At 43.9% G+C, this 17,270-nt stretch carries 12 protein-coding genes and 1 pseudogene; 4 read left to right on the forward strand and 9 right to left on the reverse strand.

Going from position 1 to position 17,270, the window contains the following annotated elements:
- Positions 1–86: 86 nt before the first annotated feature.
- Complete coding sequence (locus J7I42_RS20190; protein ID WP_209140662.1) at positions 87–1,382, forward strand: hypothetical protein; 1,296 nt, start codon at positions 87–89, stop codon at positions 1,380–1,382.
- 316 nt (positions 1,383–1,698) lie between these two features.
- Here the strand turns inward: J7I42_RS20190 and J7I42_RS35700 are convergent.
- The 3 genes and pseudogenes from J7I42_RS35700 to J7I42_RS20205 all read right to left on the reverse strand — a co-directional run.
- Positions 1,699–1,884, reverse strand: a pseudogene (locus J7I42_RS35700) (hypothetical protein); the annotation flags it as partial.
- A 36-nt stretch (positions 1,885–1,920) separates the two neighbouring features.
- The gene (locus J7I42_RS20200; RefSeq protein WP_209140663.1) at positions 1,921–2,241 is read right to left on the reverse strand and encodes a nuclear transport factor 2 family protein; all 321 of its coding nucleotides are present in this window, start codon (positions 2,239–2,241) and stop codon (positions 1,921–1,923) included.
- 30 nt (positions 2,242–2,271) lie between these two features.
- Entirely contained in the window at positions 2,272–3,018 is a 747-nt protein-coding gene (locus tag J7I42_RS20205) for an SDR family oxidoreductase (RefSeq protein WP_236065519.1), read from the reverse strand.
- 167 nt (positions 3,019–3,185) lie between these two features.
- Here J7I42_RS20205 and J7I42_RS20210 point away from each other — a divergent pair, with 167 nt between their 5' ends.
- Positions 3,186–3,548 carry a winged helix-turn-helix transcriptional regulator gene (locus tag J7I42_RS20210; protein ID WP_209140664.1) on the forward strand — a complete coding sequence of 121 codons (363 nt, stop codon included), beginning with the start codon at positions 3,186–3,188 and terminating at the stop codon, positions 3,546–3,548.
- A gap of 479 nt (positions 3,549–4,027) precedes the next feature.
- Here J7I42_RS20210 and J7I42_RS35705 read toward each other — a convergent pair whose 3' ends face one another.
- The 6 genes from J7I42_RS35705 to J7I42_RS20240 all read right to left on the reverse strand — a co-directional run bounded on the left by J7I42_RS35705 (position 4,028) and on the right by J7I42_RS20240 (position 15,338).
- Positions 4,028–4,444, reverse strand: coding sequence for a group I intron-associated PD-(D/E)XK endonuclease (locus J7I42_RS35705; protein ID WP_378571979.1), 417 nt, complete (start codon positions 4,442–4,444; stop codon positions 4,028–4,030).
- 254 nt (positions 4,445–4,698) lie between these two features.
- Positions 4,699–8,067 carry a VCBS repeat-containing protein gene (locus J7I42_RS20220; RefSeq protein WP_209140665.1) on the reverse strand — a complete coding sequence of 1,123 codons (3,369 nt, stop codon included), beginning with the start codon at positions 8,065–8,067 and terminating at the stop codon, positions 4,699–4,701.
- 15 nt (positions 8,068–8,082) lie between these two features.
- Positions 8,083–9,648, reverse strand: a complete 1,566-nt coding sequence (locus J7I42_RS20225) for a RagB/SusD family nutrient uptake outer membrane protein (RefSeq protein ID WP_209140666.1) — start codon at positions 9,646–9,648, stop codon at positions 8,083–8,085.
- A 36-nt stretch (positions 9,649–9,684) separates the two neighbouring features.
- A complete protein-coding gene (locus J7I42_RS20230; RefSeq protein ID WP_209140667.1) occupies positions 9,685–13,179 on the reverse strand; it encodes a TonB-dependent receptor in 3,495 nt (1,164 codons plus the stop codon).
- Positions 13,180–13,466: 287 nt separating this feature from the next.
- Positions 13,467–14,570, reverse strand: a complete 1,104-nt coding sequence (locus tag J7I42_RS20235; protein ID WP_209140668.1) for a FecR family protein — start codon at positions 14,568–14,570, stop codon at positions 13,467–13,469.
- Between the two features lie 195 nt (positions 14,571–14,765).
- Positions 14,766–15,338 (reverse strand): RNA polymerase sigma factor, encoded by a 573-nt coding sequence (locus J7I42_RS20240; protein ID WP_209140669.1) that lies wholly within the window; start codon positions 15,336–15,338, stop codon positions 14,766–14,768.
- A 267-nt stretch (positions 15,339–15,605) separates the two neighbouring features.
- Between J7I42_RS20240 and ung the strand changes: the two genes are divergently transcribed.
- Complete coding sequence (gene ung / locus J7I42_RS20245; RefSeq protein WP_209140670.1) at positions 15,606–16,277, forward strand: uracil-DNA glycosylase; 672 nt, start codon at positions 15,606–15,608, stop codon at positions 16,275–16,277.
- 144 nt (positions 16,278–16,421) lie between these two features.
- Positions 16,422–17,171: a lysophospholipid acyltransferase family protein gene (locus J7I42_RS20250; RefSeq protein ID WP_209140671.1), complete on the forward strand. Its 750-nt coding sequence runs from the start codon at positions 16,422–16,424 to the stop codon at positions 17,169–17,171.
- Positions 17,172–17,270 lie beyond the last annotated feature (99 nt).

Raw genomic sequence — 17,270 nt, forward strand, 5'->3', positions numbered from 1 at the left:
TTTTCTTCTTCTGGTTTTAGCATTTAACCAACTTAAATTAAAGATTAGAGAACTTCTTCACTTAATCTATTCTACGCTTCCTATTTATGTTAAGAACTATAATACTTACGATAATATTTCAGTTAGCAATAATAAGAATCGCATTTTCCCAAATGTTTGGTCTTAGTTCAGAACATAACCATTCAGGGATTGCCTTTTTGAATTCACCTAATCAAAATGATAGGTGGAGGATAGAATTGATAACAACCAATAATAAGAGACTTTTATTTGCAAGTAAGAGACCCAAATTTCTTGATGAAATTCCTGATTATTATTTTACAACAATAATTGAAAACGATACCACAATTTTTAGACGTAAAGTGCAGTGTGGCATTACCAGATTTCACTCTCTATACATGAGTAAGGGTCATTTTAGCTTAAACTTTTCAGATACTTGTGATGTGCTATCCATACAAGATACGCTGGACGAATTATTTATTTCCACAAAATACTCCCCGATTCGTTTATTGTGTATAAAAAATTCTATAATTCGATATTTGGGGATTTTCCAATCAATTCTTGGTTCACGTGTTAAGCCTGGAAATAAACCCATCCTGTTTGGTAAATTTGATTCAATTATTATAGAGCACGCCAGAATTGAAGGAATCCTAGAAATCGGAGGAAATAGCTTGCCTAAACACATACGGTTAATGGACTTGGAATTTGCAGATAATTCAGAGTTGGCTCTAACCGGTTTTAAAATTATAGATTTTAAAAAGCCATGCGATCTTTTTATAAATGATGAGTTAAGCCCTAACATTAAGTTTAATTATGAATATTTTAAATTAATCTTGAATGATAAACTTACAACATCATACAAGGATTACATATTCAGGCAATTACTTGAAATGCAGCAGAGAAATAATTTCTCTTATGGGTATGAGAAAATTGACAAAGAATACCGGCAATTTAAATATTTAAACAAAAGTTACTTACTAGGTAATTTCCAAAATTGGCTTGATGCAGTTTGGTGGGATTATGGGTATGATAAGTTTAAAGTAGTTGTCAATAGCTTTATAATTTTCTTTCTTTTATCCTTTCTTAACTTTTTTCTGTACAGTAAATTAGTGTACGCTTATTATCCAGATAAGTTTAAGCAAATTGATGAACGTTTAAAAGCTAACAATATGGATGATCAGCCTTCCTTTTGGATAAAAGCAAAGATTTTTTTTACTCGAAATTTAGTTATTCTTATTTATACAGGTTTTATATTTTGGGGTTTAAAATTGGATTTTAAAGAGCTTGAACTAAGGAAGCCTCTTTATCTTTTGATTGTAATCTTCCAGTATATAATCGGACTTATTTGCCTTGCTTATATTGCGAATTATGTAATAACCAAATAAAAGGTATCCCAGCCAACAGATACGCCAAAGGCTAAGCCATCACTTATGCATGCAATCAGTGGGGCAGGATACAGTTACTGCTGCAAAACGGGAAATTAGAACCAGACAACAACTCGGTTGAAGTGCGATCAGACCGTTGACGCTTTTTAGAAAGAACTCCTTGTTCGCGGGAAATGAACATGGCGGAGAGCGGGCGGCCCTTTGGCTCAATATCCATTCGTCGTAACAAGCCGTCTTTCAAAGTGTAAATGTGCTTTACAATTCCATCAAAAATCGTATTGCCTTGTAAGTCCTTTACTCTTTGATGAACAGTAATTTACAAAGTTCCGTCCTGCCTTTCATTAAATCCCACAGGCTGGACGTTGGGATTTATTTCTGTCCATTGGCTTGTCCAATATTCTCTTATTTCACTATGTCCGCTTACATAACCTCTTTCAAATGCTTTTGTCCATTGAACATCAGAATGCATTGCTGAAAGCGCTGCATCAATGTCTCTTGCATTGAAAGCAGCACAGGCTTCCCATGTTGGTTTGGGGCCTTAGCGTATGTTCAGGTAAGTAATTTTGCCCTGTCTTGTTTCAAAATGGTATTTGATTATTGCGGGACTGCCATCAAATGTTCCTGAAACCTCAGCTGTAAGGGTGATCGTGTCTCCTGCGATCGAAATTTCAAGCGGTTCGTATTTTGTTTTGTATTTCACGTTGGTCATCTCATTCCACTGCCTGATTTCTTTTTTTCCATGATACGTTTTCCCCTCGTCAAAGACAACTGCATCATCAGAGAAACACTCCGAAAATGCATTGGCATCATATTTTTCCTGCGCCATCAGCAAACCGGCAATTACCTGGGGTAGTTTCATAATTTGGTGTTTGTGTTTATAAAAATGTCGTTAAATGGTCGGGATGGTACCCCCGTCAATGACATATTCCGTTCCGGTGAGGTAACCGGCTCTCGGCGAAACAAGAAACCCTACCAGTTCGGCTACTTCTTCCGGCTTAGCGGGTCTGCCGTAAGGAATGCCACCCAATGCGTTCATGACGCTTTGTGTAGCTTGTTCCACGGTAATGTTTGAACCCTTTGCAATCCGTTCCATCATGCCCGTTGCTGAGGTTGTCATGATCCAGCCGGGCGAAACGGTTAATACACGAATACCCTTTGATGAAACTTCATTGGATAAGCTTTTGCTGTAATTGATCAAACCTGCTTTGGCAGCTGCGTAAGGTAATGTGGCATCATACAATGGCAACCTGCCCTGGATGGAGGCAATATGAATAATTACACCGCTTCCGCTTTCTATCATGACAGGTAAAAATCCCCTGTCCAGGCGTACAGGCGCTAACAGGTTGGTCCGGATAGTTGTTTCCCAATCTTCATCGGTCAGTACAGCAAAGCCGCCGCCCGGTGTAGCCGAGCCACCGAGGTTGTTGACAAGAATATCGAGCCTGCCGTATTTTGATAAAACTTCTTTAACGACTTTTTCTGTTCCTTCCGATGTGCTTAAGTCAGCAGAAATAAAGTGCAGGTTGTTATTTTCTTCTCCGGGTTTGCTTCTTGCTACGGTAATAACCGTGGCCCCCGCCTGTAACAGTCGTTCGGCTATTGCTTTTCCGGCGCCTTTTGTGCCGCCAGTTACCAATGCGATCTTGATAATTCGCTGTGGAAATCAAATCCCTGTTCCATTACATTTAAATTTCAGGACAAAATTCGGCTGTATCATCAGTTTTTACAAGTACGGAAAAGAGAATGGCATAGGATAATTTTTTCTCTTATTGTGCTTTTTGGAACATTGGCTAATTTTATGACATGTATGAAAGGAAGATACCGTTGAGCCTCCATTGCGGTCTTGACCTGACCGGGGAAGTGCTGTACGGAAAATGGAAGATGCGCCTGCTGTGGTTTATTAATGAAGGCTATAAACGCCCCAGCGAGCTCCAACGAAAAATTCCCGATGCGTCGCGAAGGGTATTGCATATTCAGCTGAAAGAACTCGAAGGGCACGAACTGATTTCAAAAATTATATATCCGCAGGTTCCGCCGAAAGTGGAATACAGTTTAACTGAATTTGGAAAGACCTTGATTCCTGTTATTGCCGTTTTGGGGAAGTGGGGTGACGATAACGAGGAGCGGTTGCGCTGCCTCATTTTGAAGCGGTCGGAACCGCTCTGACCTGCGTGAGTGTTCTAATTGTCAATTAAGGGTTACATTTAGGCAGCTCTTTCATTCGTTGCCTTCCTTTAAAGCAGCATAAGTTATGCCTGGTCGTAAGAGATAGTTAGTTTGATTTTTAATGTGCTAAAAGCACTGGCAAATTTTCAAAATCGCTGTTTTAGCATAAGGATTAAAGCATCAGAAAATTCATTAACTATTTAGAAGTTTACGCATAAATAAGTTGATTCTTTCTCAGAAACCAATTCTCTTAACTTTCTGAATTTCAGTGTCGGACGAGGTGCTCAATACTGTAATGCTACGGCCATAAAAAAAGGCTCACATTGCTGTGAACCTTTTTTCTTGTGATCCGGATTGGATTCGAACCAATGACCTACTGCTTAGCTTACCTACTACGAGTTTCCTCGCTCCCGACGCTACGTTCGAGATTTGTGGTCTGGACTATATCTTCACCATTTCAGGTGTGCCACGTGTAGTCTCTACGGAACCTTTTTGAAGTCGTCAGCCAATCGAATTCCTTGTTGCTGATTGTTCAAAGATGTTTTTACCCTTAAACTTATACACCTGTTGAAATGCTTGGGATCAAAGTAATAACAAGAATCTGTTTGTGGGCAATACACTGCATAAATGTCAATGTTAGCCTTATCAACCATTTTAGTTATCACTCCTTTTGAAGTACTATAAGAACTTCGAAAAGGTATTTGAAGCACTCCGTTTCTATTTAGGTTTCTGTATTTGACCTGAACAGATTTAAAAACACCATCTTTATAGATAACTAAATCAAATGGCGCATGTTCTGTTTCAGGTGACAGAATCAAAAAACCTTGTAGATACAGGTCAAGTTTAGCCTTTAAAACACCTAAATCACCTTTGCTCTTGGTATGATGATAAATCATAAAAAAATACCATCAGAATTTACCCTTCACCAGATGATTCTAAAGTTTCCTCGGTATTGCCATCTGCTTGCGCAGGAAGGTTTCACCGATATAGTGGCATCCACTTATAAGGTTTCGTTTCCCTTATAAGGCTCCTAGTAATTTGAAGGCAGTTGCTCTATCCAACTGAGCTACCGGACCTAAGAACTCTACCCAATTTTCATCGGGGACGCAAAAATAGCTTTTTACCGGTAAATTTCCTTGTCCCAGGCAAACTATTTCATGAGATTTACAGCCATAACCTTCAGGTAATCATTATTTATGGCTACAACTACCTGTTTTTGGCCCCTCGTAGTGGTTATCAATGCCATATCTTTTACATCGCCACGTACGATAAACCCGCTCCGGGTAGGCGGAATGGCCAGGAAGTTCTTATTGGCTATCCCCTTCAAAAAGCAGCCATAGCTGGCATCGTACCGGCCGGTCATCACCTCTGTCTGATATTCATTGCCGGCCAGCAGCAGGTCGGTAACCCCATCCCCATCAAAATCATCCACCAAAATGGCGTTTACTGGCGCAAACTGGGCTTCGGGCGGCAGGTAATGGCGGCGGAATTGTCCATTCCCGGTATTTTCGAACCAGCAGCTGCGGGTTTCGGTACAGGTGTAATGGTGCAGACTGTCCTTATCCTTGAAGATGTCGTTGAAAGTGGCCTGCGCATATTGCGCATGGTGCAGGAACTGTTTTTTGATAGCTGGGACCTGGTCTGCAAACTGGCGGCGACTGATCGCAGGGTATAATCGCTTTTTGCCCGTTTGGTCCTTTATATAATAAAAAGGGATTGGATCGATGCTTCCATTTCCATCCAGGTCGGCGGCATATAATTCCATCGGTGTGGTATCGCTTACCTGGTAATCGCAGTTCATACCCAGGTTACCGGCAACGAGGTCTATATCGCCATCATGATCAATATCGGCGGCCGCCAAACTTCGCCACATTCCACTCAACCCTCCTACCCCGGTTTTCATTTCCTGTAAATGCCCCCGGTTGTTTTTAAAGAACCGTACCGGCATCCACTCGCCTGCTATCACCAGGTCGGGCCGGTGGTCATTGTTCAGATCGGTCCAAACAGCAGCAGTGATCATGCCGGGATTTTGTAGTGCAGGGCAAACGTTGGCGGTAACGTCGGTAAATACGCCTTTGTCGTTATGCAAAATATAACTGCGGCCAGGCAATGGATAGCGTTTGGTTACCCGGCTGCCAATAAACAGATCGGGTTGGCCATCGCCATCATAATCGCCTGTCTGCACACAGCCGGCAATAATGCGTATCCCGGCCGGTATGGCTTTGGGCTGCAATTGAAAATTACCCTTTCCATCATTGGTATATAACCGCGGGGTATTATATGCCGAATTCTCCTCCATTTGCGTATTACCACTGGTGATCAAAAGATCAGGATCGCCATCGCCATCTGCATCGAAAAAAATACAATCCTGGTCTTCTTCCATTTTTATACTATCAGTAAGGGCATGCGCTTTAAATTGTCCGTTCTTTTGTTGAATGAAAACCTGTCCGGAGAAATTAAAGGCCCCACCTGCGAACAGATCGGTGAGGCCATCGTGATTGAGATCGGCCGTTGTTATATACGGACCCAACTGCGAAAACTTTTGCGGCAACAACCGTTGCTCTGCAAAGTCGTTGTAATTACTTTCTACATGGCGATAGTTTATCTGCGTTGTACTTGTTACATCTGAAAATACAGCCTGCAGATCATCCGTGTCCTTTGCTCTCCACGTTTGTCTGACAGGCTGTTGTGGTATCACCAATAACGAATCCACTGCCACCTGCCGTAATACCTGGTAAGTATCATCGGGCCAAATGGTAACAATGGAATCGACATGCATATGCGATCCTACTCCAAACAGCAGTTTTGTATCTACTGTTGAGAAATACCCGCGTACCGGGCTCTGCTCCTGCTCCTGCACCTGGTTGCCCGTATACACTTTTACTTTCGCCCCAAAGGCAGCCCGGTTCAAACCATTTCCTTTTAATGTTATAGCAATAGAATGATTCGTAACCGGCTTTCCTTTTTCATTGGTCCTATTGATCAATACAAATGCTTCTTTGTTGATATTATTCACTACTAGGTCTACATCACCGTCGTTATCCAGATCAGCCCAGGCCGCGCCGTTCGACATAGAGGCTTCGTTCACACCGGCCTGTTGTGATACGTCGGTAAAGGTGTAATTGCCATTATTTCGATACAAATAATTACCCAGCTCTACATGGTGTAAGGAAGCCAGTTTGTTATTGATCAGTTTCCGCTGTTCTTTTATATCGGTCACCCTTCCCATTACGGTTGAACTGAATTCCAGAAAATCGGCGTTTATAAAATCACGGCCAATACCATTGGTGATATGCATATCCTTCCAGCCATCATTATCAAAATCAGCCATCAATACACTCCAACTCCAGTCGGTGCTGGAGATGCCGGCCAGTTGGCCAATTTCGCTGAAGAAAGGAATGGTCGTATCACCAGCGGCCAATGCACCATTGTTCAACTGCAGCATATTGCGCATAAACTCTGGCTCATAACCATAGGAGCGTTCTGACTGATACCGTTCGTAGTTCATTACCGACCAGGTGAGCTTACGCCGCTCATTGTTTTCAGGCATCATATCCAGCGTTACTACATCGGGCCACCCATCGTTGTTTACATCAGCTGCATCGGCGCCCATACTGGAATAACTCTGATGCTGCATGCTGCGGCCAATACAATTGGTGAACGTGCCATTGCGGTTGTTCAACCACAGGATATCGTTTGATAAAAAGTCATTAGCTACATATATATCCGGCCAGTTATCATTATTGAAATCACTTACCACTACACCCAATCCATAGCCATCGTCTTTAATATTGGCGGCCAATGATACATCGGTGAACACCGGATGACCGGTACTTTTTACTACGCCTTCGTTACGGTATAATTTATCATTGGCAAGTGACTGTCCTGATCGATCCCGTGGGTAAATAGTGTTGGCATTGCCGCTGCTGAGCAGGTAATTGGCGAGGTACATATCCAGGTCGCCGTCTTTGTCATAATCAACAAATACCGCCTGGGTGGAATAACTGGTGTCTGCCAGGCCGTACTCCGCCGCAGATTCTTTAAATGTAAGGTCATGCTGATTAATAAACAACAGGTTGGCGGCCCGCTCCAGTAAGTTCTTTCCAAACACACAAACATAAATATCATCGTACCCATCGTTATTGATGTCTACAATACTTACGCCGGTGGCCCATCCGCTGGTACCGCAACCCGCTTTTGCCGTTATGTCTTCAAAACTGTTATTGCCTTTGTTGAGATACAGTGTTGAGCTCACCTGGTTACCGGTAAAATAAATATCTTTTAATCCATCGTTGTTAAAGTCACCAATACCTACGCCTCCACCCATATAGCCAAATTCATTGATGAACGAATGGGTTGAATCTGTTTCATTTACCTGATTGATGAAATGTATACCTGTCGCTATTGAGGGCAATGACGTAAATAAAGTATCGCGCTCATTGGTTTTACAACCGACTGAAAAAACAAATATCAATAATACCGGTAACCCAAAAGCAATTTGCTTTTTTGATGAACCCATAGGCTAGAAATATTTTTAATACCCTCCGTTTTGTTTATTGATACCATTTGTAGCCAGCTGCGGATTGTTGTCTATTTCCTGTTGGGTAATAGGCAGCAGTTCATCGCGGTCTTTCTTGAAGTATGGCAGCGGGTCTGTTGTGAAATAGCCCTTTTTCCGCCAGCGTAAAATATCGCGATTACGAATTTCTTCTCCGCCCAGCTCTACTGTTTTTTCATGCATGATAGCTTTAACAATTTCAGCCTTTGTACCTGTGGGGAATTGTGCCGTTGGATAATGCGGCATATTCACTCCTGGCCGGTCACGCACCTGGTTTAAATAATCTACTGCAGCAGCCGGATTGTTCAATTCATTTTCACATTCAGCCAGCATAAGTAACACTTCAGCATACCTGATGATACGCTGGTTGTTTCCACCACCAGCGCGATCACCACCTTTGCCGTGTTTATAAATGATCATGAACTTGCGCCAGCTTATTTTTTTGGTAACGCCATTCAATACGGATGAATTACCATTCTGATCAGCATCAGTAAGAACAGCTGCGCCGTTGTTATAGGTATCGCCCGATTGGTATACCGACATAGCAAACCTTGGATCGGTTTTGGCGGCGCCGGTAGCTGTATTCTCAAACTCATTCAAATAACGATTCGATGGTATCAGGTTACGCCAGGCAATAGGCGAATATTCCTGATTGCGTACGGTGCCCTGTGGCTGACTGGGATCGTCTCCCTGCCCACCCCAGTTAAACTGGTTCGGTTTGTTTTCGAAGTATACTGCTTCCCAGATAGATTCTTTATTGAATTCTGTTTCTTCCAGGAAATTATCACCATAAGGAATATTAATGGTATATCCCAGGTTCTTTACAGCCAGTAACGCGGTTTTGGCGGCAGCATAATCGCCTTTTTGCATTTGCACCCGGCCCAGCATGGCATAGGCAGCGCCCTTGGTAACACGGCCGCGGTCTTCATCGCCATAAGAGGGTGGCAAGGCGGCTGATGCATCGGTCAGGTCTTTTATTATCTGATCGTAAATACCTGCCTCCGTTGTGCGGGATTGAAACTGGTTCGATGCTGTAACCGGTTCCAGGTACATGGGCACAGGTCCCCACATTGATACCAGCTCAAATAATGACCATGCCCTGAAAAATTTGGCTTCGCCTACATTACGGTCGCGTAAGGCATTATTATCTGAGACATTGGGCGCGTACTTTAAAACCGTATTGGCGCGATGCATAACGGTATACAAACCATTCCAAACCGCATTCATTACAGAATTGTCGGGCGTGGTAGAACCGTTCAGGATCTGTGCGCGGGGCACTTCCAATTGCCCCCCACCAGCTGACACATCATCACTGCGCAGGTCGTGTATAAAGAACCATTCGCGGCCAACCAGCGAACCGCCATGAAAAATAGAATAGATGGCATTGGTGCCTTTCAACAGTTCATCGCTGTTGCGGAAATAGGTATCCAGCGTTGGATAGCTGGGATTTGTTTTATCGAGTTGCTTTTCACAGGCAATGATCGTTACCGCAAGTATTAATACAGAACCGATGCTATACCTGAGAATATGTTTTGGTTTCATAATGATCAATTGTTTTTTCATGAATAAAACATCTGGTTAAAAACCTACCTGTACGCCAAACTGGAACGAACGGGCGGCAGGATACTGCCCATAATCGATACCGTTGGTAAGAGTAGTGATCTTAGAGCCAATTTCCGGGTCCCAGCCTTTATACTTGGTAAAGGTCAACAGGTTTTGCGAAGCAACGTATACTCTGAAACTGCTTACGGTACTCCTGGTGACCTTTTGTAAAAAGCCGGCAGGGATGGTATAGCCTATCATGATATTTTTTAACCGCAGGTATGACCCATCTTCTATCCAGCGGGTGGAAGGACGAACATTCTGGTTAGGATCGCCACTGATGGCACGGGGTACACTGGTATGCGTATTGGTAGGCGTCCAGGCATCGAGTACAGCGGTACCGGAGCCGAACAAACGTGCCATACCTTCACTGATAATGCGGGTAGCATTGAATATTTTGTTACCCTGTACACCCTGGAAAAACACTGACAAGTCGAAGTTCTTATAATTGGCGCCCAGGTTCAACGAGTAGGTGAAGTCAGGCAAATAGTTACCGAGGAAAGTTCTATCATCGGAAGTGATAACGCCATCGGGTTTTCCGTCCGGCCCACTGATGTCTTTGAACTTCAGGTCGCCGGCTTTTGTTTTATCTGTCTGGAACGGACTGGCTAACACTTCTGCATCAGTTTGGAAAATGCCATCAACAACATATCCGTAGAACGATTGAATGGCTTCACCGGCTTTTGTTCTGGTAATGGCGCCGCCACCACCAAAATCCTGGTCGCCGCCCTGATCGATGGAAGCATTAGGTGTATTCAGACTTACCACCTTATTGGTGATGAAGCTGATATTACCGGTAATATCCCATTTAAAATCACGAACGTTTTGTTTGTAGCCCATTTGCAGATCGAACCCATGGTTCTCCATAGCTCCTACGTTTGCCAGTACACCCTGTGTATTGAATCCGAATGAACCTGGCGTAGGCACATTCAACATCAGGTTATCAGTTTTGCGACGGTAGTAATCGGCAGATAAACTGACGCGGTTATTGAGCAATCCCAGGTCAACGCCAATGTTCAGTTGTTTTGTTTTTTCCCATTCCAGATTTAGGTTTGAGATGGCATTATAGAACGAGGCATTACCACCTGAAGGCAGGGTATTATTAAAGGGATACAAGGCTCCGTTTTGTGATACCACCGCCTGCCATGGATAATCGTTTGCCAATTGCGAATTGGGCAGTCTGCCGAAAATGCCAATACCATTTAAACCGGTTTCACCATAACCTGCTCTTATCTTTAATTCTGAAATGTTCTTCACGTTGCGCATGAAATCTTCCTGATCAACCCGCCAGCCAACTGATGCGGAAGGGAAGTTGGCAAATTTTTTACCAGGTGCCCAAACTGATAATCCATCACGACGAATGGCAGCACTCAGCATATACTTTCCCCCAAATTCATAATTCAATCTGGCCACATAGGAGATCAACAGGTTTTCGCTTTTGGTGCTGAAGGCGGAAACGTTTGTGGCACCAAACATGGTCTCAATTTCGTTGGTACTTTGGTTACCGGTTATTTGCTCGCCAAAAGCCCTGGTGCTTTGGGTTTCATATACACCGGTGGCTGTGATGTGATGATTACCGATTGTTTTATCGAACGTAAGCTGTTGGGTAAACAACAACGTGGTGAGCGTTGTGCGTACATCATCAACAGTGGCCAGTTTTTCACTACGGCCTTTATCGTTGTAAATAGGTTTAAACTGATGCTGGAACAGGTTCACATGGTCTGCGCCAAAGGTGGAACGGAATTTTAACCAGGGAGTAAAATTCACATCTACATAGGCCGTACCTAATACTTTTAAGGTTTTTCGAACAGCATTACCCAGTAACACCGCATCTTCAACCGGGTTGGTTGGGTCGGCGCCATCCACGCTGTTCTCGGCATTTCTGTAGCCACCCAGCGTAGTAGGATCATACACTGGTAAATAAGGCAGGCTGCGTATTACATTCACCAGTCTGGTACGATTACCGGTTGTATTATCATACCGCTGTTTTGAATATGACAGGAACAGGTTTTCACCAAAGGCGAACACCTTGCTGATCCGGTGCTCTGAGTTAATGCGGTAATTACCCCTTTCATAATACACGCCCTGGCCAATACCATCCTGTTTGAAATAACCGGCCGAGCTGTAGAAACGGCTTACGTCATTACCGCCACTTACGCCAATATTGTGCTGCATCAGTACGCCGCTTTTAAAATATGCGTCCTGCCAGTCGGTATTTGTTTGGGCATAAGATTGGGTAGCACCTGCATAAATGGGCTGGCTGAAATTGGCCGACTGTAACCGGGGTGGCAGCTCAATATTAGCAGCGCCGTTCAAAGCACGTTCATATTTCAGGTATTGCTCTGTATTCAACAGATCGATCTTATTCCAGGCCTTTTGGGTGCCGATATAAGAATCGAGCGTTACTTTCAGTTTATTGTCGCGTCTGCCTTTTTTGGTTGTAATAAGTATTACCCCATTGGTGGCCCTTGACCCGTAAATAGCGGCCGCACTGGCATCTTTCAATACTTCTACTGATTCAATATCACGGCTGTCGAAGTTAACAAGGTTACCGGTGGGAAATCCATCGATCACATATAAGGGGTCAGAAGCAAAGTTGATAGAACTCACCCCTCTGATCCGTACAATGGGTGACTGACCAGGTTCCCCATTGTTGGTTACCGTTAAACCGGCCACCCGGCCTTGCAGCGCCTGTTCCACACTGGCCACCGGCAGTTCGTTGATGGCTTTGGTATTGATAGAGGTAATGGCGCCAGTCAATGAACTTCTGCGTTGGGTACCATACCCCACAATGATCACTTCGTTCATGTTACTGGTTTCAGCAAGCAATTTCACCGTCATGTTGGTCTCATCGCCCACCTTTACTGCAAATTCTTTATACCCCACCATGGAGAACGACAGTATTTCGCCGGCATCGGCGGTGATCACAAACACGCCTTTTTCATTGGTGCTGGTACCTCTGTTGGTACCACGTACTACCACCGATACGCCGTTCAGCGGCTCTCCGCGTTCGTCGGTCACCTTACCACTTATGGTCTTGGCAGGGGCTTCTTCATCCAATAAATATTTTCGGGGATCGTCGTTTACAAACATGGCCAGGTTATAGGCCTCTCCTTTCCGCATCAACACGATCTGGTTGCCGGAAACGAAATACAAAATATTCAGGGGCGACAAACATACTTCCAATACATCGCCCAAACGCTGATTACGGGCAGCCACAGAAATTTTCTGGCGCACCGGAATGCGCTGGGAGCTGTACACGAATTTAATATCAGTCAGCCGGCTGATCTCATTCAGCACCGTCTTAACTTCCTTATTGTCTGCAACCAGGTTAATACGCTGGTTCAGAACCTCCTGTCCATGTACCGGACGGGCATACATCATACCGGCAAAGCCGGTGATCAATAGTAATGGCAGCAATCCTATTCTCATAAACCGGTAGATTAACTGGTTAACGAGTACTTTTTTCATAGTTTTGTACTATTAGTTGGTTAAAGCAATCAGTTTTAATCAATGTTTGTCCCGCTACTGTTTAAACCAGCAGGACAAATTATTTCTACGGCCCCGGTATTGGTGCGAACAATGCCGGGGTTCTTTTTGCCCTTTATCAGGGTGGTAACTTGATCATATAAATGGATTTAACTATTATCAATTATTATATTTTGAATACTACATTGAGACAGATTATCCCGACGCCTGCGGTCGCATCCCGACAAGCGAAGCTTCGTCGGGACTCACCACTCACCACTCACTACTCACTACTTACATCCTGTTGATTCAATTACTACCTGTCCGTCAATCAATTCATAATGTGCGTCAATAGCGCTGCATATCAGGCTTAACTTCTGGTAGAACGGTTCGTTGCTGAGATCTGCCGTTACCGTGCATTTCTTTAACAGATCGCTGTCAAAAACGATATTGATCCCATATACTTTACTGAGATCGCCAAACACTTTATCGATCGGCGCATCATCGTATATCATTGTTCGTTCTATGGCCGGGGATACGATCATAATGGGGTTGTTGAGTAGTACCTTCTGGAATTTTTGCCTGGTTCTTTCAAAAACCAGTTGCTGGTTGGGGGTTAATATGATCTCGCTCATTTTAGCGGAAGCCTGCGTATTGGCCTGCGCATATACGCTTACCTTTCCTGTTCTTACGGTTACCTGTATGGTAGTGTCTTTTTCAAATGAACGTACATTGAAGCTGGTACCTAATACCTTGGTCACAATTTCATTGGCAAATACCCTAAAGGGCCGGTGTGGGTTCTTGGTCACTTCAAAAAAAGCCTCCCCCAACAGATATACATCGCGGGAAGCGCCGTTCCTGGCTGTATCGGCAGAACCAAACGTATGGGCATAACTGATGCGGCTTTTGGCAGCGAGGGTTACCTGGCTTCCATCTGGCAATCTCAGTATCAGTGGATTCTGAGAAGTATTGGTATGCTCAATCAGTTGTTTGGCGGCCACCATTGATGCGTAAGCGTAGGGAGGTACGCTTGTATCTCTGGTATAAAAATACCAGGTGCCGGTTACGCACAACAATAATGCGGCTGCGGCATACCACCATTTAAAACCAGCTACTTTTCCTTTCTCCGGCTCCTGCCGCATTTGTTGGGTAGTGATGGTATTCATTAACCGGCTTACCTCCTGCTCTACCTGTGCTTCATTGATATTACTTTGCGGAAATTGTATAGATTCAACAACACGCCGGGCAGTGGCAACTACCAGGTGTTTGTCGGGATGTTGTTGCAGCCAGGTATTCCAGAACAGGTTGTCTTCTTCCCGCTGTTCGTGTACCCAGCGAATAAAGTCTTCATCTATTACAAAATCAGATATATCATAAAGCCGGAAATCCTTCATACAGCTCGGTTATACTAGTAAGTATCCGTTACCACTAAATCCTACTGTAGAAATAGGAGTTTTGTTAAAAATATATCAGAAGTTGTAGGAAAAGTATCATTGGAGGAAGGCAATGGGCAACGATCGCTCATACGCCAGGGCTTTCGGTGCCGTGTCGCGGGCTGCCGATTGCGAATTCACGATGTATTCCAATTATTAATTATACAACTCCGCTTGCCAAAGGCTCCTTAGTTTTTGAATAGTCTCGTGCAACAGGTTGTACACCGACTGGCGGTTGAGATTCATGAGCCCGGCTATTTGGGCATGATCGAGGTGCTGGTAAAACTTCAGGTAGATCAATTCATGCTGGCGCTTAGACAACTTCGTCATTGTTTTCCTTAGTGTGGTAGCCTGCTCTTCAGACATTTGTTTGTCGATGATCAGTTTTTCTACAGAGAATTCGTGATAAAAATCGTAGGCAGATTCGCTTTCCATCGCATTGATCCTGATGGTGTGTTGATGCAATGATTTCAACACCTTGTTCTTTACAGCGCGGAGTAAGTAATATCGGGGAGAGAGAATTTCAGCAGCGCTTTCCCGTCGTTGCCACAAACTGATAAACACCTCCTGTATACAATCTTTTACCAGGGCCTCGTCATTGGTGAACCGGGTCCCGTAATTGTATAAGGCGGTATAATACTTTCTCATGATGGCGGCCAAAGCCTGCTCGTCGTTCTGTTGCAATCGTTGTAGCCATAAGGCTTCCAACTGTGTGTCATTATTCAACATCAGCAGTAAGGATAGGTTGATTAATGCTTAATGCTCAAGGATTAAGAACTAACGCGAAGATTAGTCCGAATGGCAAATCCTGCGTTTAGCGCTCCCCCTTGCGCGTTTGTTGTTTTGGTTACAATGGGTACAATATTACTGCATCTTGATTATTAAACTGCAAAAAAATATTAGCACCTAGTAAACGTAGCAGTTACATACCAAGGAAATTAATATATCAAATAAATTCCCTTTGCTTATTTTTATCCGAAATATTAATGACAAACCATGGACGTACAAATTGAGGAAAGCTGGAAAACAGCCTTAAAACCCGAATTTGCCAAATCCTACTTTCAGAATATTGTTACTTTTTTAAAGACCGAAAGAATGGCCGGCAGAACTATTTACCCGCCCGGCTCTTTGATCTTTAATGCTTTTAACACTACTCCCATCGATAATGTAAAGGTGGTGATCCTGGGTCAGGACCCTTATCACGGACCTGGCCAGGCGCATGGCTTGTGTTTTTCTGTTTCAGACGGGGTTCCGCCTCCCCCCTCCCTGGTGAATATTTTTAAAGAATTGCATTCCGATACTGGCGTGGCCATTCCCAACCACGGCAATTTGACCAAATGGGCCGAGCAGGGCGTATTATTGTTGAATGCCTCGTTAACTGTTCGGGCGGCGGAACCCATGAGCCATTCGCAAATTGGCTGGGCCGAGTTTACCAATAACGTCATCAAAAAGATCAGCGAACAAAAACAGCATGTGGTATTTATGTTGTGGGGGAAGTTTGCGCAGGAGAAACAGGTATTGATAGATGAAACAAAACACCTGGTGTTAAAAGCAGCGCACCCCTCGCCACTTTCTGCCTATAATGGCTTCTATGGCTGCCGTCATTTTTCAAAGGCTAATGAGTACCTCGTTCGAAATGGGATTGATCCTGTGAATTGGGCGCTGTAAACAATGGACAATGGGAAATGGGCAATAGGAAAGGCCCCCGATAATCGGGCTCCTCGAATTTTTTTGCTGATTGCGGATTGCTCTCGGCTTAGCCGAGATCGATTACCTTGCATATTTTAAGACAAAAGACGCACTCATAAATAGATGAAGATCATTAAAGAAATAGCTGGTCGAATTTTCGCCCTTTGGGCTGCATTGGTATTTGTGATTACCATGCTACTGATCCTGCTTCCGTTTTTGTTATTCAGTTATTTCGCTGACGAACCAAAAAAAACCAACCGGTGGGCAGCAATAGCCCGCGTCTGGATGGGAGCATATCTTCCGCTGATCGGTTGCCCATTAGTTGTGCGTGGCAGAAAAAATTTTGTTCCAGGTGAAACCTATGTAGTGGTTTGCAACCACAATTCGTTTATGGATGTACCTATCTCCTATCCCGCCATACCTGGGGGTAATAAAACTATTGCTAAAATTGAAATGGCCAAAATTCCCATCTTTGGGTTGATGTATAGAACCGGTTCGGTATTGGTTGACCGCAAAAGTGAAGCGAGCCGTAAAGAAAGCTATCTGAAAATGCGGAAGGTGCTCGATATGGGTTTACATATGTGTCTGTACGCCGAAGGCACCCGCAACCTAACCGACCAACCGTTAAAATCCTTTCACGATGGGGCTTTTCGCCTTGCTATCGATAGTGGCAAGGCCATTATTCCCAGTCTTATTTTCAATACGCGAAAAGTATTGCCCGCCAGCAAAGCTTTTTTCCTGCTTCCGCACAAAATGGAAATGCATTTTCTGCCGCCCGTTACGGTTCAACCCGGCGAATCTACGGTAGCATTAAAAGAGCGGGTTTACCAGATAATGCTTGAGTATTACGTAGCCAATGCTAAGAGGCAATAGACAATAGGCAATGGGCAGCGACGCGGCAACAAAGAACTGGTTAAAAGATATTGGACAAAAGTCCAAAGTCAAAAGCCTAAAGCGAATACAAAACTGTAT

Source organism: Niastella soli (genome assembly GCF_017742245.1).
Classification (GTDB): Bacteria; Bacteroidota; Bacteroidia; order Chitinophagales; family Chitinophagaceae; genus Niastella; species Niastella soli.